The organism is Halorubrum sp. SD612 (assembly GCF_002135005.1).
In genome coordinates, this window is record NZ_NEWI01000053.1 from 1 (window position 1) to 19,422 (window position 19,422).

A 19,422-nucleotide genomic window follows, 5' to 3' on the forward strand; every position below is an offset into this window, starting at 1 on the left:
TACGGACGCTCATGTCTGAACACACTCGGCGGCGACCCTGGCTCGCCGCCCTGCTCGCGCTCGTCGTCTCCGGGCTCGGTCACGCATACCTCCGCCGGTGGGCCCGCGCGTTCGGCTGGTACGTCGCGGTCACCGCCGTGGTCTTCGTGTTCGTCCCCGAGTCGGCGATCTCCGGCGTCCTCGCCGGCGAGTCCCCGCCGCTTCGGGACGTGGCCCCCGCCGCCGCGGTCGTGGGCGCGAGCGTGATCGACGCGTACGTCGTGGCGCTCCGCAACAACCCCGAACACGAGCGGGAACGCGACGCGGCCCGCTCGGCCGACTCCGCGGAGCCGACCGCCGGCGGAACGGTCGACGGCCCGGCCGCGCCGTCAACGGAGACGACGAGCGACGAGACCGCGCGCTGTCCGGAGTGTGACAAGGAGACCAACCCGACCGTCGACTTCTGTCAGTGGTGCGCCGAGCCGCTCGGCGACGACGCTACGTGAGTGACGAAAGAGAAAAAGACCGGACCGCGACCGGCCTCAGAAGAGGTAGAACAGCGGGAAGACGAACACCCAGACGATGTCCACGAAGTGCCAGTAGAGGCCGAAGTACTCGATCGGCCGCTCGTCGTCGAGGTAGTGGCCCTGGTACGCCCTGACGAACAGGAAGATGGCTACCACCAACCCGAGTAGCACGTGGATCCCGTGAAGCCCGGTCGTGACGTAGTAGATCGACGCCTGGATCGGGTCACCATGAGCGTTCGCCGAGATGGTGACGCCCTTGTCGAAGACCTCGTGGTTCCACTCCCACATCTTGATCGCCATGAAGACGAACCCGAGCAGGATGGTCGACCCCAGCGACGCCAGCAGGCCCTGCCGGCTCTTCCGGCGGGCCGCGACCAGCGCTAAGATTACAGTGAACGAGGACGTGAGCAGCACGAAGGTGTTGATCAGTCCGGGTAGCGGGTCGGTCAGCGGCTCCCACGTCATCCAGCCCGCGTTGTAGCGGATGAAGATGGCCGCAGACAGCAGCGCGCCGAAGACGAGAACGTCGGACGCCAGGAAGAACCACATTCCCAACTTGACCTTCTCGACGCCGTTGAACGGCCACCGCTCGGCGAACTCGGTCGGCGGGGCGTAGAAGTCCTCAGTACCCCACTTCACGCCGGTGTAGAGGAGCCCGCCGATCCCGGCTAGGATCGCGGTCGGGTAGAGCAGGTTGGAGATGATGACATCGCTCTGGAGCGCCGTCTCGCCAAGCTCGACGGTGACGGAGTTGGCGAAGCCGGAGAGGCCGAACAGCAGGACTCCGAGGGCGAGCGACAGCGCGAACGGCCAGATACTCGCGTGACTCGGATGTTTGTCCCAGTGAGCATATCTCGAGATGTGCGACGAGTGGGTGTCACCGCCGTCCGTGGCGACATCGCCGTTGTCGTCCGTCTTCATCGCGGGACCGCCGTCGGGCACGTAATCCTTCACGAACTCCAGTTTTCCGGAGGCGTACGACGGTCGGTTCGGCCAGTTCTCAAGCGGTGGCGGCGAGGAGATCGCCCACTCCGCGGTCCGCGAGTAGTCCCACGGGTTGGCGCCGGCCGACTCGCCGGAGACGTAGGACTTCCCTAGGTTGTAGAACATGATGAAGAATGAGAACCCGAGCACGAACGCCCCGATCGTCCCGAACTGGTGGTAGATCTGGAACTCGGGATTGTACTCGAACACCCGGCGCGGGGTCTCCCAGGCGAGGAACATCGAGAAGTAGACGGCGTTGAAGCCGAGGAAGAACGTGGCGAAGTGGAGCTTTCCGAGGAACTCGTCGTACATCTTCCCGGTCACCTTCGGGAACCAGTAGTAGATTGCGCCGACGAGCGCCGTCGCCCCGCCGAACATCACGTAGTGGAAGTGCGCGACCACCCAGTAGGTGCCGCGGAACTCGTAGTCGAGTACGATAGCGCCGAGGAAGACGCCAGTAATCCCACCGAGGATGAACAACAGTAGCGCGCCGAACGCGAACAGGAACGGCGTCGTGAACTGGATCCGCCCCTTAATCAGCGTGTAGATCAGCGAGAAGACAATCAGGTCGAAGGGAAGCGAGATACCGATTGTCGTCGCCATCATCAGCGTCTTGATCTCCAGGTTGATCGTCGTCAAGAACATGTGGTGCATCCACACGAGGAACGACTGAACGGCGATCAAGCAGATGGAGATGATGACCCACTTGCGACCGACGAGGCGTCGGCCGGAGAACGTCTGGAACAGCTCCAGCATGACCCCGAGCGCCGGGAAGAAGACGATATACACCTCCGGATGGCCGAAGAACCACCAGAGATGGCTCCACAGCAGGGCCCCGCCCTCAGTTGCGGAGAAGTAGACGCTCCCAAGCACCCGGTCGGAGCCGAGGATCAACAGCGCACCGAGCAGCGCCGCGAACGCGAACAGCATCATCCACACGGTCGCGAGGATCGACCACGAGAACAGCGGCATGTCCATAATTCCCATCCCCTCAGCGCGGGAGTGATGGATGGACGTGAGGAAGTTCACCGTCGACGCGGTGACGCCGATAATGAACATTGTGAGCGCGAGGATCGCGCCGGTCGACCCGATACCGGGCGTGTACATCGGCACGTTGAGCGGCGCGTACATCGTCCAACCTGCGGTCAGCGTACCGCCTTGGAAGAAGCTGATCCCGAGCAGCGCGCCAGAGAACAGGTACATCCAGTAAGACAGCGCGTTCAGCCGCGGGAATGCAAGGTCGTCCGCGCCGATCTGAAGCGGGACGAAGTAGTTCGCGAACCCGAACGCGAACGGCGAAAGGAACCAGAACACCATTATCAACCCGTGCGCGGTGACGGCCTCGTTGTACGCCAGCCCAGAGAGGATCTGGCTCGTCGGATCCCACAGCTGGAGGCGGATGAGCAGCGCCATCACGCCGCCGAACAGCAGGAAGAACAGCGCTGTGATCGTGTACAGGATCCCGATGTCCTTGTGGTTGGTCGTGACTAGCCAGCGCTTGACGGAGGTCGTCGGCGGTAGTTCGCTCATGCGCTCACCCCGCTCTGTGTCACAGCTCCGAGCCCGGAGGCCTCGATACTGGCGCTTTCGGAGCCGTTTCCGGTATTATCGTACCACTCTTCCCACTCGTCTTCCGGAATGACGGTTATCTGTCCTTCCATTGCGGAGTGACCCGGACCGCACAGTTCGAAGCACTCGACGGGGTACGTCGCCTCACCGCCTTGCGCTGCGACGTCCTCGGAGCTCACTGAGAACCAGTTCTCGTTGTAGTCACCGGGAATAGCGTCGGTCTTTATCCGCAAATCCGACGAGCCGAAGTTGTGCCAGACATCCCTTGAGGTCACATTAATATCGATTCGCTGGTCAGCGGGCACGATCAGTTCACCCCGTTCGGTGTGCCCGTTCGGGTACTCGTACTCCCACCCGTACTGGTAGCCTTCGACCATGATCTCGATGTCGCCCTCGTCGCCGGTGTCCGGTCCGTCCTCGACGTAGAGGAGTAGCCCGTACGAGTACACGACGAGGCTGATGACGACGATCGCGCTCAACCCGAACGAGAGGAAGAGCTTCTTCGCTTTCGGACCGCCCTGTCCCGTGGGGAGCTCGCCGACGACCGGCGCGTCGAACTCTTCGTCCGACCGGTTCCCGTCGTCGCGGTACTTGTACACGTTCCACAGCGTGTACGCCACGACGATGGTGCCGACGAGGGTGCCGAGCGCGAGGAAGACGAAGAAGATCTCGTCGAAGACCTCCGCCTGTGCGCGCCAGTCACTCCCCTGTTGTAGGATAACTGGATCTATCATGTTCGTCTGTCTGCCCTTGTACCTCCCTTGGCGATGGTACACTTATCTCTTGTGTAGCGGGCCGGGCGATCGGACGAGAGAGGCAGCGATTCAGGCACCCGAGCGGAGCCGGAGCCGCTCCGCCGACGAACCCGGCGACGGTCGAGCGGGACACGCAGCGAACGGCACGGGCGCACGTGTCGGAACGCGGGGAACTCGCGCGTCGAAGGGTATTTGTACGCGCGAACGGAGGCCCTAACAACAGATATCCATGACATCACTAACCCTCTTGAGTACGGGGCTGATGGGCCTCCTCGTCGTCGCCACCTTCGTCGCGGTCGCCGAGATCGGCGCGAAGCGAGCGGCGCCCGGTCGCGACGGCGACGGCGGTAGCTACGAGGCGATCGTCGAGACGCTCGGCGACATCGCCCGGACGCCAGTCGTGTGGGCGATCTCGTTCGTGGGCGTCACCGTCCTCTTCGGCGGCAGCATCATCCTCGGCGTCGGGAGCTTCGGTATCCCAGAGGGGCTCGCCGGCACCCTAGTGAACGTCGCGTACCTGATCGTCGGGCTGCTCCTCGTTGGCTTCGTCTTCCTCGGCGCGTACTTCGCGACGCGGAGCCGCGGACTCGGAAACGCGCACGGCGTCGCCGCCGGCACCCTCGCGACCGGCGCCGCGTTCCTCGTCCTCGTCACGGTCCAGCTTCTCGTCGGCGTCGTCGGCTGATCGACGGGAAACGCGTTCTCTCCCCGGCGAAACCCTTCGACCGTCAGCGCCCGCTCTCGGCGCCGGAACCGCGGAGCCCGTCGTCGAGCCCGAGCCCGACGCGCGAGCCGTACCGGTCCCACACGACGACGAGGGACGGCACGAGCAGGATCGAACAGAGGTAGGCGTAGAACACGCCCAGCGCGAGCAGGACGCCGAAGTCGCGAAGCAGGGGGATCACCGCGAGCCATAGGACGCCAAGCCCGGAGACCGTGGTGAGCATGCTGCCTGTGAGCGCGCCGCCGGTCCCGGCGATGGTGACGTCGAGCGCTTCGTCGATCGGGAGCCCCTCTTGATACTCGTCGACGAACCGGTGGACGAAGTGGACGGTGTAGTCCACCCCGAGCCCGATCGACACCGAGAGGATGGGGGCGTTGATCGGTGTCAGGGGGATGTCGAACAGCCGCATCGACCCGATGAGCAGCCCGACGGTGACGAGGACGGGAACGAGGTTCAGGAAGCCGTAGACGGCTTTCCCCTCCAAGTACGCGTACGACAGCGCCAAGAACAGCGCCGTGAGCCCGAAGGCGGCGAACAGGCTCCGGATCGCCGACTCGGTCAGCAGGTCGATCACGGCCTCGTTGACCACGAGGGAGCCGGTCGGCACCGCTTCGAGCGGCGTGCGCTCGGCGAGGTCGCGCACGTCGGCGACCGCCTCGGAGTCGTCGACGCCCGGTTTGATCGTGAAGTCGACGCGCGCGCTGCCGCGGTCGGCCGCCACGTATCCTCGGGCGCGGCTCTCCGCGGAGGAGTCCAAGAGCGCGTCGTACACTTCGTCGACGTTGCGGTCGGGCACGCCGTTCCCGAGGCGGTCGTTGCGCTCTACCAACGCCGCGAACTCGGGGTCACGCGACGCGCGGTCGTCGATCACGGTGACGACGCTCGTCGCCTGCGCGCGGCGCTCGTCGGTCGTCGCGAAGGTCTCCGGCGGGTTCCGCGCGGTCCGGTCGATCAGTTCCAGGGCGTCGTCGTCTCTCACCGACTGGTCGATGTACAGCGTCACCGACCCCACAAAGTCCTGTTCGAACTCCTCCTCGAACAGCGTCAGCACGTCGAGGAACGTGTAGTCGGTCGGCGCGAACGGCTCTGGCAGCTCCGCGTACGTCTCCAACCGGTCTTGATCCGGGAAGAAGGCCTCCTGCGAGAACTCCGTGTCCACGCCGGAGCCGTAGGCGCCGCCGGCGGCGCCGCCGAGGAGGAGGAGCACGACGACCGCGACCGGAGCGATCCGCGAGAGGTCGACGCCGACGCGGGGGACGCGCGCGATCCGCGAGCCGCCGGTGCCGAGCGCGCTCGTGCCGAACTCCGGGATCGGGAGCCCCTCGCGCCACCGGTCAGAGAACACCTTCGCGGCCGGGAGGAAGACGCCGAAGATGATCAGCGTGAACGTGATCCCGGCGGCCGCGACGATCCCGAAGTCGCGGTTGGGGTCGAACGGGCTCGCGACGTTGGAGACGAGCCCGAACACGGTGGTGATCGTCACCAGCAGGAAGGCGATGAGCAGCTGGTCGGTCGTGGTCCGCATCGACCGCTCGATCCCGGCCCCGGTCGCCCGCTCCTCGCGGTAGCGGTTGACGATGTGGATGCCGAAGTCGATCCCGACCGCGAGCAGGAGCGGAAACACCGTCACGAGCGAGTTGGAGAAGGGGATCCCGGCGTACCCCATGAACCCGAACGTCCACAGGAGCGACATGAGCAGTGCTGACAGCCCGATCGCCATGTCGAACGGGTCGCGGTACGAGAAGATCAGGAATCCGACGATCAGGATGAGCGCCGCCGGAAAGACGATGATCGCGGTGTCGGTCAACAGCGCGGTTATCTCGGACTGGAGGACGCCGTCGCCGAAGAGGATCGCGTTCTCGCCGGCGACGTTGCCCGGGACGGAGTCGACGACGTCGACGCTGCGGGTCTGGAGCTCCGTCACCCGCGCCGTCGTCGCCGACGCCGGAAGGTCGTACGTGATCCCCACGATCGCGGTGTCGGCCGCCTGCGCGGTGGGGTTGTAGTCGACGGACACCTGCGCCGCGATCGCGCCCGTCGCGTCGGCGTCGGCGATGGCGGCCCGCAGTTCGGCGGGCGTCGCCTCGGCCACGGCGTCGCGTCGCTCGGCCGCGCTCGCGGCGGTCGAGTCCAGCTGCCGGGCGACCGCGTCGGCGTGGCTCGACGTCGACGCGACCCGGAGCGTCGACCGCGACTCCAGCCGGTGTTGGGTCTCCAAGGTCCGCAGCAGCGCGTCGCGAGAGAGGACGTTGTCGTCGGAGACGATCACCTGCGCGGAGGTGGCGGAGCCGCCGATCGACGTCTCGAACTCCTCGTCGATGTCGTCGAGCGCCCGCTGTGCGGGGATGTCCTGCGTGAACTGGTCCGTGCCGGCGTTCGTCTCGATGCCGGTCAGACCGCCCGCGAACGCGGCGGTCACGAGGATGAAGACCGCGATGACCGCCAGCGGCCGCTCCGTGACGACGCGGTCGATCTCCTCGATCAGCCGGTCGACAGCGGTCACGGTCGCCCCGCTGTCCGACGTTCACTCGTTGGCGACGGAAGGCTGGCCGACGGGGAGCGAAGGCGGTGGCGCTCCGTCGCGCGAACGGTGGCGTGTCCCCTCATCGGATCACCGCCGTCGGTACCAGACGGCGCCGCCGGCCGCGGCGACGACGAGCAGGGCGGCGACGGCGATCAGGCCGACGGGGCGCCCGCCGTCATCGACGGCGGCGGTCACCGTGACCGGGACCTGCGTGATGTCGGAGATGCGGTCGTTGCCCCGCTCGTCCTCGTACCGGATGTCGAGCTCGATTGGGTGGTCCTCGACGCTCGCCCCCGAAGCGGCGGACACCTCGAACCAGATCTCAGCGGACTCGCTGGGTTCGAGCTCGTCGACGAACGCCTCGTCGTTGACCGCCGTCAGCGGGCTGTCGGCGTAGAGTCCGGCGTTGATCGAGGAGAGCGTCTCCGGCCGCCGGTTCGTGATCGTGGCGTTGATTCGGCGGGTCTCGCCCGCCGTGACGGTGGCGTTCTCGACGGCCAGTTCGAACTCGGGCTGCCGGGGCGCTACCTCGACGCGGCGGGTCTTCTCGACCGAGAGCGTCGCGTCGCCGCTGTCGTACTCGGTGGTGAACCGGAACTGTCGGGGGCCGGGGTCGGCGCTCCCGCTCACGTCGGCGTCGAAGGTGAAGATCGCCGACTCGCCGGCCGGGATCGTCGGGAGCGCGTACCGGCTCTCGCCGAGGCTCACGCGGTTACTCCCGGAGTCCGCGACGAGGACGGCGTTCTCGACGTCGAGCGGGCCCTCGTTCGTGATCGTGCCGGAGACCGTGCCGGAGTACCCGACTTCGAGCGTGCCGGAGACGTTGCGCAGCGCGAACGACTGCTCACGGATCGGAACGACGCCGGCGCGGGCGGCCGCCGCGGTCGCGTCGATTCCGTTCGGGTCGCGGTAGTCGACGGTCGAGGAGAGCGCGTAGGCGCCGCCGGGGAACGACTCCGCCACGGAGGAGTCGAACGTCACCGTCCGGTTCTCGCCGGGCGCCCAGTCGCCGACGAACGCCTGCCCGCCGCCCTGCCCGAGGGTGACGCCGGGCGCGGTCGTGGTGCCGGAGACGACCGCGTCGCGCGCGGTCTCGTCGCCGACGTTCGACAGCGTGACGGCCACGTCGCCGCTGCCGCCGACCTGCGCGTCGGTGTCGGTCTCGATGACCGCGAAGCGGGCGCCGTCGTCGACGACGATGGTCAGGTCGAAGTCCTCGATCCCGCGGCGGTCCTTGTGGTCGTTGAACTCGGGGATGATCTCGAAGGTGTACCGGTAGCGGGCCGTCGCCTCGACCTCGTACCGGCCGTCGGGCACGTCGTCGGGCACCGTCACGTCGAGCGGCACGGAGACCGGGCTCGCGGCGGTCCGAACGTCTCCGACCGGGATCTTGCCGTCCTCTACGTCGATCGGCACGCCGCTGTCGTCGATCTCGAGGGTGAGCCCGCGAGCGGTGGTGACGCGGGAGTCAAGCTGGTTGCCGATCGACATCTCGCCGGTGTTGACGATGTCGATCGTGAGGGTCGACTCGGCGCCGCTCGGAACCGTCCGCTGGGTGGCGAACAGTTCCAGCACGGGCGACCCGCGGACCTGTCTGGGGGTCGGATTCGACTCCGTCTGCGCGACGGTGCCGTCGGCGGTCGGACCGTCGACTCCCGACAACGCGGCGACGTCGCCGCCGGACGGCGCGCCCGCGCTCGGCGCCGCGGCGCCGGCGAGCGAGACGCCGACGAGCAGTGCGCTCGCCGCGACGACGGCGAGCGCGGCCGTCGCGAGCCGCGTCGGCCGGCTCATCGGTCACCTCCGCCGTCGCTTGGGGTGCGTTTGGTCGCGAACGGCGACCGGTCGTACCGCGGCGGAGCGTGACGAGTCATAGGTTCCTGTCAGTCGCCATCGAAATAAGCGTGTTGAATGAATGTTCAATCAGGGCCGATATATAGTCGGCGCCAGTATCCAGAACATGGACGGACCGTTCGCGGAGCCGACGAACACGCGGGAAGCGATCCTCGGCGCGGCGTTCCGCGCGCTCCGGAAGCACGGGTACGCGAGCGTCACGATCCAGCGGATCGGCGACGAGTTCGACAAGAGCCCGTCGCTGGTGTACCACCACTACGACGGCAAAGACGACCTGCTCGTCGACCTCATGGGGTTCCTGCTCGACGAGTTCGAGGCCTCGATTTCCGACAGCGGCGACCCCCCGCCCGTCAGCGGCGGCGACTCGCAGCCGGCCGCCGAGGCGCCTCCGGAGCGCTCGGCCCGGGACGAGCTCGACATCTACCTCACGGCAGCGGTCGATCCCGCGTCCCTCGACGGCGCCTACGCACCGGACGCGCAGTTCGTCACGGTGATGACGGAGCTCCGCGCGCAGGCCGCGAACGACGAGGCGTACCGCGAGCACTTCGACCGCAGCGACCGGGTCTTCGGCGAGTACCTAGAGCGGCTCGTCCGCGAGGCCGCGGCCGAGACGGAGGCGCCCGACGGGCACGCAGCGGGAGCCAGCCCACCATCGGTACCTGTTGAGGAGGTCGTCGCGACCCTCCAGACGTTCGCGACCGGGGGGATGTTCCGCTGGACGACGACCAACGGGGGAGCCTGGGTCGACGACTCCCGCGCCGGGATCGACGGGTACCTCGAACGGGTCCTGCCGCTGGTGGAGACGGACGAAGCGGACTGAGTTCGCTCTCGGCGGCGACTGGCCTCGTTTCCGGCGGCTGCCGGGAGGAAGGGGACCGGTTCAGCGGTCGGTGACGCCGTCGGCGTCCATCTTGGAGACCTCCTCTTCGAGCCACTCGCGGAGCCACTTCACGCGTTTGATCCGCTGGTGGGCGATGCTCTCGGCGGTGTCGGAGACGACGCGGTCGGTATGGTCGTGCGCTCGCTGGAGCACGCGGTCGACCATCTTCGCGGAGTCCATGTGCGTGCGCGACTCGTACCCCATGCGCAACAGCATGAGGACCGCGCCGTTGGCGCCGACCTTGTCGAGCACGTCGGCCTCGATCAGACACCGGCTCTCGAGGGGCACGTCGTCGAGGTCGCCGGTGTACGAGTGGTCGACGACCGCCCCGCACACCTCCTCGATGAACGACTCGGGGTAGTTGCCGCGGCTCTGGAGGTACTCGCGGGTGACGCGCGCGCCGGCCTCCGCGTGGACGTCCTGCTCCGCCTCCAGCTTGGCGACGTCGTGAAAGACGGCCGCGACGCGGACCACGTCCACGTCGGCGCCCTCCGCCTCGGCGATCTCTGTCGCGAGGTCGACGACGTTGAGGATGTGGTTGAACCGGTACGACGCCGAGTGCCAGGGGTACCAGCGCATGCGCCCGCCGTCGTCCTCGCTTTCGACGCTGGCCGCGAGGTAGTCGCGGACGAAGCCTTTCATCTCCTCGAAATCCTCGTCGCTCACCTCCGTTTCCTTAATTTCGACGCCCACCGGGACCACCTCGGGCGAAAAGATCGTGATTCATTACCGTAGGCGAGGAGCGTTTCGGTCTTAGGCGTTACGACGGAGTCTTCGGGCGCGAGACGGCCGTCGCTAGCGGCCGCCTTCCGGCGATGCGGCGAGCGTTGACGCGACGCGAGACGCTTAACAGGGTCGCGGGCGCACCGACTGCTATGTTGAGTCCCTTCGGGAACGACGACCGCGCTCGGTTCCAGCGGGCCGCGGCGGTGAACGTCGCGGGCAACGCGGCGAAGATAGCCGTCGTGGGCGCGACGGGGCTCGCGTTCAACAGCGTGGCGCTGCTGGCCGACGCCGCGCACTCCGTCGCCGACCTCGTCGCCAGCGCGGTCGTGTTCGTCTGGGGGGGATCGCGGTACGAGAGCGCGGACGAGACGCACCCGCACGGCCACCAGCGGATCGAGCCGCTGACGGCGCTGTTCGTCGGCGCGACGGTGGCGGTCCTCGGGCTGCTCCTGTTGCGCGAGTCCGTGCTCGGGTTCGTCGGCCCGGTGGAGGTGCGGGCGAGCCTCCTCCTCGCCGGGGCGCTGCTGTTCGCGATGGCGGACATGTACCTGCTGTATCGGTACACGGAACTGGTGAACGCCGACCTGGGCTCGACGGCGCTCGCCGCCCTCGCGGTCGACTGTCTCAACGACATCTACACCACGATCGCCGCCCTGGTCGGCGTGTTCGGCGTGTTCCTGAACGTGCCCGTTCTCGATCCCGTCGCCGGCGCGCTCGTCAGCCTCCTCGTCGTCTACCAGGGGATCGAGATCGGCCGTGAGAACGTCACGTACCTCGTCGGGGGCGCGCCGCCGCCGGGCGACCGCGAGCGCGTGGTCGCCGCCCTCCGCGACAACCCCGCCGTCGAGGGCGTCCACGACCTGACCGTGTTCTACGACGGAACCGACCTGGAGGTCGAGGTCCACGTCGAGGTCGACGGGGAGATGACGCTCCGAGAGGCCCACAGCGTGGAGACGGAGCTCGTCACGACCCTGCGCGGACTGGAGGACGTCGGCGACGTCCACGTCCACCTCGATCCGTCTGGCCTCGGCGAGTGGAAGGACGCGCCGGAGGCGCCCGACTCCGCGGCCGATCGCGGGGACGACGCCGGCCCGCGAGAGTGACCGTCGGCGGGGGTCCGAAACCGCCGGTGTCGTGCGGGTTTTGCCCCCTCGTCACGTACAAATCGGTATGCTTGGTCGCCGCTGGCTGGAGATGACGTGGCGGGACGGACTGTTCGCACACTGGCCCGTCGACCCGTCGACCGTCGCCGCGGCGCTGCCCGACGGGCTCTCGGTCGCGACTCACGACGGCGACGCGTACCTCGGCGTCGTCCCGTTCGTGATGGATGACATCCGTCCGCGCGGGGTTCCACGAGGGCTGTCGTTCCCCGAACTCAACCTCCGGACCTACGTCGAGGGGCCGAACGGTCCCGGCGTCTACTTCTACAGCCTCGACGCCGACGATCGTCTCGGCGTCGCGGTCGCCCGCGGGCTGTTCCGGCTCCCGTACTACCGCGCCGAGACCGACGTTCGGGGCACCGCGGCGAGCGGCGGCGCGGGGCAGGGAGGCGTCGACGCGGACGCGCGCGACGCCGTCCGCTTCGCGAGCCGTCGCGTCCACGAGGGCGTCCCGCACGCGCGGTTCGACGCGACCTACGCGCCGGCCGGCGAGGCGTTCACCCCGGATATCGGGTCGCTGCCGGCGTTTTTACTGGAGAACTACCGGTTCTACACCGCGGGAGAGAGCGGGCAGCTGTACGTGGGCGAGATCGAACACGACCCGTGGACGCTGCGGCCGGCCGAGGCGGATATCCGGGCGAACACGCTGTTCGCGGCGAACGGCTTCGAGGCCCCCGACGGCGACCCGATCCTCCACTACGCCGAGCCGATCGCGGTCACCGCCGACCGGATCAGGCGGGCCTGACGCCGAGCGGAGCGTCCGCGGCCGGAAGCGACCGCGACCGGCCGGCTACGGGAACAGTCCGCGGTACTCGTGAGCCTTCGCGGTGCGCTCCAAGGCGAGCGTGTAGGCGGCGGTCCGCAGGTCGGGGAGCTCCTTCGTGTCGTACTGTTCGACGGTCTTGTCGAAGGCGCTCCCGATGCGCCGCTCAAGCTCGGCGTTAACCGTCTCCAGCGGCCACGAGAACTCCTGCGCGTTCTGGACCCATTCCAGGTAGGAGACGATGACGCCGCCCGCGTTCGCGAGGATGTCCGGCACGACCTGGATGTCGCGCTCGGTGAGCGCCTTGTCGGCCGCGACGGTCGTCGGGCCGTTCGCCGCCTCGACGACCGCCGACGCACGGAGGTCGTCGACGTTGTCGGCGGTGATCACGCCCTCGACGGCGGCCGGGATGAGCACGTCGACGTCGAGCGTGAGCAGCTCCGCGTTGGTGATCTGGTCGGGGTCGTCCCAGCGGGAGTCGGCGGTGCTCGCGCCGCCGCGGATCTCGCCCGCGACATACTCCTCGACCAGTCCGCCGGCGTCGACGTGCGCGCCGAGCGCGGCCACGTCGAGCCCGTTGGGGTCGTAGGCCGCGCCCGACACGTCCGAGGTGGCGACCACGTTGGCGCCCCCCTCGTCGAGGAGTCGGGCCGCGTTCGACCCGACGTTCCCGAACCCCTGAATCGCGATCGTCGTGTCCGACAGGTCGCGGTCGAGGTACTCGAAGAGCCGCTCCGTGACGAGCGAGACGCCGCGACCGGTCGCCTCCACGCGACCCGGCGTCCCGCCGATCTCAAGCGGCTTCCCGGTGACGACCTGCGGGACGGAGTACCCCTCGTACATCGAGTAGGTGTCCATCATCCACGCCATCGTCTGCGGGTTCGTGTTCATGTCCGGCGCGGGCACGTCGATCTCGGGACCGATCATCCGACGGATCCCCTCGGTGTACCGCCGGGTGAGCCGTTCGAGGTCGCGTTCGGTGAGGTCTTTCGGTTCGCAGATCACGCCGCCCTTGGCGCCTCCGTACGGGAGGTCGACCAGGGCAGTCTTCCACGTCATCCACCCGGCGAGCGCCTCGACCTCTCGCTGCGTGACCGTCGGGTGGAACCGAACGCCGCCCTTGAACGGTCCGCGGGCGCTGTCGAACTGACAGCGGTACCCCTCGAACACCTCGACCTCCCCGGACTCCAGCTCTACCGGGAGCGTCACCTTCAGCGTGCGTTCCGGGTGCTTGAGCCGCTCGAACACCCCGTGGTCCACGTCTGCGTACTCCTCGGCGCGGTCCATCTGGGCGAGCATGTTCTCGAACGGATCGTCGGCCATGGCGACCACGACTCGATCGTTCGTGATATTGGTTTCGGCAAGTTTCTCCTTTGATAGATGATAACAATCACGGCAATCGACGCCCGCGGATCGGCGCTCGCACGTCGAAGCCTTCCGGCCACGTCCGACCGGACTTATACGTCGGGGGGAACAAGCCGCGGACATGACACACGGACACGCGACGGGGGACCGTCGATGACGGCACAGACGCTCCATCCCCGAGTCCAGGTCGTGTGGGTCCTCCGCGCGGTGCTGCTGTCTGCGCTCGTCACCGCTCCCTTCGTCGGCGGCGCGTACTTCGAGTACCTCCCGCGGTGGGCACCGGTCGCCGTCGGAGGGGTCGTCCTGACGCTCACCGTCGCCCACGCGCTGTTGCGGTACCGACGCTGGAGCTACGAGATCCGCGAGGACGCGATCTACCTCGACCGCGGGGTGGTCACGCAGGTCCGGACGACGGTGCCGCTGGTGCGGATCCAACACGTCGACTCCCGCCGCGGTCCGGTCGAACGGACGGTCGGGCTCGCCTCCTGCGTGGTGTACACCGCCGGATCGCGGGGCGCGGACGTGCGGATCCCGGGACTCACGCCGGACGGCGCGAGCGACCTCCGCGAGGAGTTGAAGCGGCTGGCGATCCGCGCCGACGGGGAGGACGCGGTGTGAAGCTTGCGCCGCAGTCGGTCCCGTACCGCGCGCTCCAGAAGGCGGCCGGGACCGCCGTCGCGCTGTTCGTGATCGTGAACAGCGGCGGCTTCGGGCTCCCGTTGGCGGTCGGCGGGGGCGCCGCCATCCTCCTCGTCACGTTCGCCTACGAGGTCGCGTACTACCGCCGGTTCGAGTACGTCCTCACCGAGGACACGCTCGACATTTCCTCCGGCGTCATCTCGCGACGCGAGCGGGAGATCCCGTACCGGCGGATCCAGAACGTCGACGTGAGCCGCGGCGTGATTCAGCGGGCGATCGGCGTCGCCGCGGTCGACTTAGAGACCGCCGGCGGCTCCAGCACCGAGGGGTCGATCCGCTTCGTCACGCCCGACGAGGCGACGCGGCTCCAGCGCGAAGTCCAGCGCCGGAAGTCCGGACGCGCCCGCCGAGACGACGACGCCGAGGCGTCGGGGACCGACGCCGACGAGTTCGGCCCCGGTGGAGACGACGCGTTCGGCCCCGACGAGGAAGTGTTGTTCGCCATCTCGCCCGGCGAGCTCGCCATGGTCGGCGCGCTGTCGTTCGACGGGCGCCTGATCGGGCTGCTGGCGTTCCTCAGCTCCGGGTCGTTCCCGGTGCTGTCGAGCTTCCTGCCGGAGACCTCGGCCGCCGCGCTGACCGCGACCGCGATCGTCGGGGTCGCGGCCCTCTTCATCGCGTCGTGGCTCATCGGCGCGGGCGTCGCCTTCTCGAACTACTACGGGTTCCGGCTCTCGCGGGCCGGCGACGAGCTGCGCTACGAACGCGGGCTGTTCCGGCGATACAGCGGGTCGATCCCGACGGAGAAGATCCAGGCGCTGCGGATCACCGACAACCCCGCCAAGCGCGCGCTCGGCTACGCGAGCCTCTCTATCGAGACGGCGGGATACGCCCCCGGACAGGGGAGCGAGTCGGGCAACCAGTCCGCCGTCCCGATCGCCGCCACCGACCGCGTCTACCGGCTCGCACACGAGGTCGAGTCGTTCGGGACGCCGGAGTTCAACCGCCCGCCGAAGCGGATCCGCTGGCGGTACGTCATCCGGTACACGCTGATCGTCGGCGTCCTCACCGGGATCGCGTACGGCGTGAACTGGTACGTGTCGCCGTCGATCCTCTGGTACGGGGCGGCCGCCCTCCTCCTCGCCGTCCCGCCCGCGGCGCACCTGAAGTGGAAACACCGCGGCTACTGGGTCGGCGAGGACCACCTCCTCACGCGGAACGGGTTCTGGAGCCGGACCGTCGCCGTCGTCCCGTACTACCGGATCCAGAACGTGATCGACAGCCGGACCGTGTTCCAGCGCCGGTGGGGCGTGGCGACGATCGTCGCCGACACGGCGGGCACCGGTTCGCTGACCGGCAGCGACGCGGCCGCCGTCGACTTCGAGGTCGGCGAGGCCGAGGCGCTGAAGCAGACCCTCACCGAGCGCCTCGCGACCGCCGTCGCGGCCCGCCGAAGCGACGGGGCCGACTCCTTCGAATGGCTCGACGGCGACGACGAGGGAGAGGACGGAGTCGACGAGACGGACGGAAGCGTCGGGAGTCGCACAGAGGAGGGGAAGCCCGCCGAAGACGAGGAGCCCCCTGGAGGCGAGAAGCCCGCGGGAGACGAGAGGGGCGGCGTCGACGAGGGTGGCGTAGGGAGCGGGGACGCCGGCGACGAACCCGACGACGACGTGGTCGCCGACGCCGAGGCGGACGACGTTGCGAGCGAGGCGTCGTCCGAGGAGGACCTCGATATCCCCGAGGACGGCGTCGTCCGGCCCGACTTCTCGCCGAGCGATCGCGATTACTCGGAGCCCGCGGAGCGGATCGACACCGGAGAGTACGCGGTCGACCAGAACCCGTCGGACGCCGACGTGGCGCACGGGCCGGGATCCGGCGAGGAGCGCGAGGCAGACGGAGACGCGGCGGACGGCGATCGCGACATCGGGGACGGCGACCGCGACGGGGAGGGCGAGACTCCAGACGACCGCTGAGGGGCGTGGCCCGCGCGGCCCCGCCCGCTCACTCGTCGAGGAGCTGTTGTGCGATCGTGTTGCGGAGCACTTCGCTCGTTCCCTCGTATATCTCCGAGAGCTTGGCGTCGCGGTAGAACCGCTCCGCGGGGAAGTCCTTGGTGTAGCCGTAGCCGCCGTGGATCTGGATGCCCTCGTTGGCGACCTCCCGGGCGATCTCCGAGGCGTACAGCTTCGCCTGCGCGGCCTCCTTGATGTAGTCCTCGTCGCGCATCTTCAGGTCGGCCGCCTCGTGCATCAGCAGCTCCGCCGCGCGCGCCTTCGTGTCCATGTCGGCGAGCTTGTGCTGGATCGCCTGGAAGTCGGAAATGGGGCGGTCGAACTGTTCGCGCTGTTGGGCGTAGGATTTCGCCTCGTTAAGTGCCGCGCGCGCAATCCCGACCGACCGGGCCGCGATGGTGATGCGCCCGCCGTTGAGCGTCTTCAGCGCGTGGACGAACCCGTCGCCCTCCTCGCCGAGCAGCCGGTCCTCGGGGATCCACATGTCGTCGAACCGGAGCTCCGCGGTCGGACATCCCTTGTCGCCGAGCTTGTCCTCCGTCCCCTCGACGATGAACCCGTCGTCCTCCTCGGGGCGCACGACGAACGAGGAGATGCCGTTCCGGCCGGCGTCGGGGTCGGTCTTGGCGAACAGGGTGACCGTGTCAGCGACGGAGCCGTTCGAGATCCAGAGCTTGCCGCCGTTCACGACGTAGCCGTCGCCGTCGCGTTCCGCGGTGGTCGACATCGCCGGCACGTCGGAGCCGGCCTCCGCCTCCGAGAGGGCGAACGCGCCGATGTCCTCGGCGGTGTTTAACGCGGTGAGGTACTCCTGCTTCTGGGCCTCGTCGCCGAACTCGTAGAGCATGTTGCCGGCCAGCGAGGTGTGGGCGGCGACGACCGTCCCGAGCCCGCCGGAGCCGCGGGAGATCTCTTCGAGCCCGATCGCGTAGCTGTGGTAGTCGAGGCCCGCGCCCTCGTACTCCACCGGGAACGGCATGCCCATGAGACCGAGGTCGGCCATCTCCTCGACCAGGTCGGCGGGGAACTCGTCGGTCTCGTCGATCTCGGCCGCGCGCGGAACGACCTCCTCGTCGACGAACTCCGCGACGGTGTCGCGTATCTGACGCTGCTCTTCGGTGAGCGTGAACTCCATACCCGAGCCTTTGGCCGGGCGGACTTAGCCGTTTCCACACGATTGTACACGGGTCGTCGGTTCGTCGGAGCTAACGGGAGTCGAGTCGTGCGATTTCGGCCGCCCGTCCCGCGGTCGACGCCCGGCGGACGTTCCACGAGGGTTTTTATGCGTTGTGCCGTAAATACCGGCAACTGAATGAGCGGACGAGAACACGGCCCCGGCGAGGCCGACCTCGAGTGGTGTCACGAGGCGGTCCAGGGGGTCTCGCGGACCTTCGCGCTGACTGTCGACGTGTTAGAGGAGCCGATGGCGTCGCAGATCTGCGTCGGCTACCTCCTCTGCCGCGTCGCCGACACGGTCGAGGACGCGGGTCATATCCCGCCGGACGCCCAGAGCGACGTGTTGCGGACGTACCGGCGATCGATCGATCCGGACGACGAGACGGACATCGCGGCGTTCCGCGCGTCGGTCGACGAGTGGCTGCCCGCGGAGCGCGACGACGACTGGACCGTCGTCGCCGAGGCGCCCACGATCGCTGCGACGTTCGAAGAGCTCGACCCGGAGGCCCAGGATGCCATCGTCCCGCCGGTGTTGGAGATGGTCGACGGGATGGCGATGTTCGTCGAGCGTCACGCGACCGAGGGCGGACTCCGCATCGACGACCGCGACGAGTTGGAACAGTACTGCTACTACGCGGCCGGCACCGTCGGCAACCTCATCACGAACCTGCTCACCCGCGGCGACCTCACCGAGGAGCGCGCGACGCGACTGCGGGAGACCGCCGAGGAGTTCGGCCTCCTCCTCCAGCTCGTCAACGTCTCGAAGGACGTCTACGACGACTACACCGAGGAGAACAACGTCTACCTCCCTGCCGAGTGGCTCGAGGCCGAGGGCGTCGAGCAGGAGCGCGTTGTCCACCCCGAGAACCGCGAGTCGTCCGCGCGGGTCGTCGGCCGGACCGCGGACTACGCCCGCTCGTTCCTCGACGACGCGCAGGCGTACCTGGAGACGATGCCGCTGTCGAACGGGAACACGATGGAGGCGTGGACGGTCCCGTACCTGCTCGCGGTCGGTACCCTCCGAGAGCTCGGGACCCGCCCGGAAGACGCGCTCACCGAGACCGGCGTGAAGGTGTCCAGACAGGAGGTGTTCGCGGTGATGTCCGCGGCGAGCGACGTCGGCCGCGACTCGCTCGCGGAACTGCGCCAGACCATCGCCCGGACGCCGTTCCACCGCGCGGTCGGCTCGGCGGACTGAGCCACCGCGCGTCGCCGCCGCTTTCGTTTTTCCCCGGCATCCCTCGTCGCTCACAGCCGCGACCGCGCCCGGGACACCGCGGGAACGCGCACGCCCGTCGTCTCCCCGAGCGCCTCGGCCGCGCTCAGCAGCCACTCCGCGCGCTCGACACGGGAGTCGAGGTCGCCCGGACCGATCCGGTACCGCTCGACCAGCTCCTCGACGGTCGCGCCCCCGATCCACTCGTCTAGGATGCGGGCGGTCTTCACCGACTCCAGCCACCCCTCGAAGTCGTCCGGGTCGGTCATGTCCGTCGTCAGCTGTGCGGCGTTGCTCCGGGCGAACTGGTAGATGTCGGCCCGCTCGGCGTTGCCGAGGTAGGTGTCCTGCATGTCCGGCGTGTCGCAGATCACCTCGAAGGCGGTGAGCGTCGTCGCCTCGGACAGGTCGGCCGCCGCGCGGAGGCCGGCGACGATCCGCTCGCCGGTCTCCGGGCGGACGTACTGCTTCGAGGTCGTCTCGCCGACCGCCGTCGCGACGAGGCGGTAGTCCTCGACCCCGCCCGTCTCCCGCGCGACCATCTCGGCCGCAACGAGGTCGTCGAC

The 19,422-nt window shown here is 68.5% G+C and carries 15 protein-coding genes and 1 pseudogene; 8 read left to right on the forward strand and 8 right to left on the reverse strand.

Translation table 11 applies throughout. From position 1 onward, the window contains the following. Positions 1-11: 11 nt before the first annotated feature. Complete coding sequence (locus tag B9G38_RS07920; RefSeq protein WP_086220037.1) at positions 12-485, forward strand: hypothetical protein; 474 nt, start codon at positions 12-14, stop codon at positions 483-485. Between the two features lie 36 nt (positions 486-521). On the opposite strand, the gene B9G38_RS07925 is transcribed toward B9G38_RS07920, so the two are convergent. Continuing rightward, positions 522-3,020 (reverse strand): cbb3-type cytochrome c oxidase subunit I, encoded by a 2,499-nt coding sequence (locus B9G38_RS07925; protein WP_086220028.1) that lies wholly within the window; start codon positions 3,018-3,020, stop codon positions 522-524. Beyond that, entirely contained in the window at positions 3,017-3,793 is a 777-nt protein-coding gene (gene coxB, locus B9G38_RS07930; RefSeq protein WP_086215968.1) for a cytochrome c oxidase subunit II, read from the reverse strand. Before coxB ends, B9G38_RS07925 begins: the two co-directional genes overlap by 4 nt. A gap of 283 nt (positions 3,794-4,076) precedes the next feature. Here coxB and B9G38_RS07935 point away from each other — a divergent pair, with 283 nt between their 5' ends. Then, positions 4,077-4,499: a hypothetical protein gene (locus B9G38_RS07935; RefSeq protein ID WP_086215967.1), complete on the forward strand. Its 423-nt coding sequence runs from the start codon at positions 4,077-4,079 to the stop codon at positions 4,497-4,499. 43 nt (positions 4,500-4,542) lie between these two features. Here B9G38_RS07935 and B9G38_RS07940 read toward each other — a convergent pair whose 3' ends face one another. Further along, positions 4,543-7,041, reverse strand: a complete 2,499-nt coding sequence (locus B9G38_RS07940; RefSeq protein WP_086220029.1) for an RND family transporter — start codon at positions 7,039-7,041, stop codon at positions 4,543-4,545. A 108-nt stretch (positions 7,042-7,149) separates the two neighbouring features. After that, entirely contained in the window at positions 7,150-8,856 is a 1,707-nt protein-coding gene (locus tag B9G38_RS07945) for a COG1361 S-layer family protein (protein WP_086220030.1), read from the reverse strand. Positions 8,857-9,022: 166 nt separating this feature from the next. On the opposite strand from B9G38_RS07945, the gene B9G38_RS07950 reads away from it, so the two are divergent. Further along, the gene (locus B9G38_RS07950) at positions 9,023-9,736 is read left to right on the forward strand and encodes a TetR/AcrR family transcriptional regulator (RefSeq protein ID WP_086220031.1); all 714 of its coding nucleotides are present in this window, start codon (positions 9,023-9,025) and stop codon (positions 9,734-9,736) included. A gap of 60 nt (positions 9,737-9,796) precedes the next feature. Here B9G38_RS07950 and B9G38_RS07955 read toward each other — a convergent pair whose 3' ends face one another. Continuing rightward, positions 9,797-10,498, reverse strand: a complete 702-nt coding sequence (locus B9G38_RS07955) for an HD domain-containing protein (protein ID WP_049929926.1) — start codon at positions 10,496-10,498, stop codon at positions 9,797-9,799. A gap of 173 nt (positions 10,499-10,671) precedes the next feature. On the opposite strand from B9G38_RS07955, the gene B9G38_RS07960 reads away from it, so the two are divergent. After that, the gene (locus B9G38_RS07960) at positions 10,672-11,625 is read left to right on the forward strand and encodes a cation diffusion facilitator family transporter (protein WP_086220032.1); all 954 of its coding nucleotides are present in this window, start codon (positions 10,672-10,674) and stop codon (positions 11,623-11,625) included. 67 nt (positions 11,626-11,692) lie between these two features. Further along, positions 11,693-12,427, forward strand: coding sequence for a YqjF family protein (locus B9G38_RS07965; RefSeq protein WP_086220033.1), 735 nt, complete (start codon positions 11,693-11,695; stop codon positions 12,425-12,427). Positions 12,428-12,472: 45 nt separating this feature from the next. Here the strand turns inward: B9G38_RS07965 and B9G38_RS07970 are convergent, their stop codons facing one another. Next, entirely contained in the window at positions 12,473-13,768 is a 1,296-nt protein-coding gene (locus B9G38_RS07970) for a Glu/Leu/Phe/Val dehydrogenase (RefSeq protein WP_086220034.1), read from the reverse strand. 195 nt (positions 13,769-13,963) lie between these two features. Between B9G38_RS07970 and B9G38_RS07975 the strand changes: the two genes are divergently transcribed. Next, the gene (locus B9G38_RS07975; protein ID WP_049929933.1) at positions 13,964-14,428 is read left to right on the forward strand and encodes a PH domain-containing protein; all 465 of its coding nucleotides are present in this window, start codon (positions 13,964-13,966) and stop codon (positions 14,426-14,428) included. Then, positions 14,425-16,425: a PH domain-containing protein gene (locus B9G38_RS07980; RefSeq protein WP_086220035.1), complete on the forward strand. Its 2,001-nt coding sequence runs from the start codon at positions 14,425-14,427 to the stop codon at positions 16,423-16,425. Before B9G38_RS07975 ends, B9G38_RS07980 begins: the two co-directional genes overlap by 4 nt. A gap of 28 nt (positions 16,426-16,453) precedes the next feature. Here B9G38_RS07980 and B9G38_RS07985 read toward each other — a convergent pair whose 3' ends face one another. After that, on the reverse strand, positions 16,454-17,599 hold the full coding sequence (locus tag B9G38_RS07985) for an acyl-CoA dehydrogenase (protein ID WP_086215960.1): 1,146 nt from the start codon (positions 17,597-17,599) through the stop codon (positions 16,454-16,456). 177 nt (positions 17,600-17,776) lie between these two features. On the opposite strand from B9G38_RS07985, the gene B9G38_RS07990 reads away from it, so the two are divergent. Further along, positions 17,777-18,838: a phytoene/squalene synthase family protein gene (locus tag B9G38_RS07990; protein ID WP_086220036.1), complete on the forward strand. Its 1,062-nt coding sequence runs from the start codon at positions 17,777-17,779 to the stop codon at positions 18,836-18,838. 50 nt (positions 18,839-18,888) lie between these two features. Here the strand turns inward: B9G38_RS07990 and B9G38_RS07995 are convergent. Continuing rightward, positions 18,889-19,422 (reverse strand): annotated as a pseudogene (locus B9G38_RS07995) (DEAD/DEAH box helicase); the annotation flags it as partial.

Bases quoted from the DNA above. Each gene is read 5' to 3' on its own strand.
- B9G38_RS07925 (WP_086220028.1), bottom strand. From the start codon at position 3,020: ATGAGCGAACTACCGCCGACGACCTCCGTCAAGCGCTGGCTAGTCACG.
- B9G38_RS07985 (WP_086215960.1), bottom strand. From the start codon at position 17,599: ATGGAGTTCACGCTCACCGAAGAGCAGCGTCAGATACGCGACACCGTC.
- B9G38_RS07990 (WP_086220036.1), top strand. From the start codon at position 17,777: ATGAGCGGACGAGAACACGGCCCCGGCGAGGCCGACCTCGAGTGGTGT.
- B9G38_RS07960 (WP_086220032.1), top strand. From the start codon at position 10,672: ATGTTGAGTCCCTTCGGGAACGACGACCGCGCTCGGTTCCAGCGGGCC.
- B9G38_RS07935 (WP_086215967.1), top strand. From the start codon at position 4,077: ATGGGCCTCCTCGTCGTCGCCACCTTCGTCGCGGTCGCCGAGATCGGC.
- coxB (WP_086215968.1), bottom strand. From the start codon at position 3,793: ATGATAGATCCAGTTATCCTACAACAGGGGAGTGACTGGCGCGCACAG.
- B9G38_RS07945 (WP_086220030.1), bottom strand. From the start codon at position 8,856: ATGAGCCGGCCGACGCGGCTCGCGACGGCCGCGCTCGCCGTCGTCGCG.
- B9G38_RS07950 (WP_086220031.1), top strand. From the start codon at position 9,023: ATGGACGGACCGTTCGCGGAGCCGACGAACACGCGGGAAGCGATCCTC.
- B9G38_RS07965 (WP_086220033.1), top strand. From the start codon at position 11,693: ATGCTTGGTCGCCGCTGGCTGGAGATGACGTGGCGGGACGGACTGTTC.
- B9G38_RS07975 (WP_049929933.1), top strand. From the start codon at position 13,964: ATGACGGCACAGACGCTCCATCCCCGAGTCCAGGTCGTGTGGGTCCTC.
- B9G38_RS07970 (WP_086220034.1), bottom strand. From the start codon at position 13,768: ATGGCCGACGATCCGTTCGAGAACATGCTCGCCCAGATGGACCGCGCC.
- B9G38_RS07920 (WP_086220037.1), top strand. From the start codon at position 12: ATGTCTGAACACACTCGGCGGCGACCCTGGCTCGCCGCCCTGCTCGCG.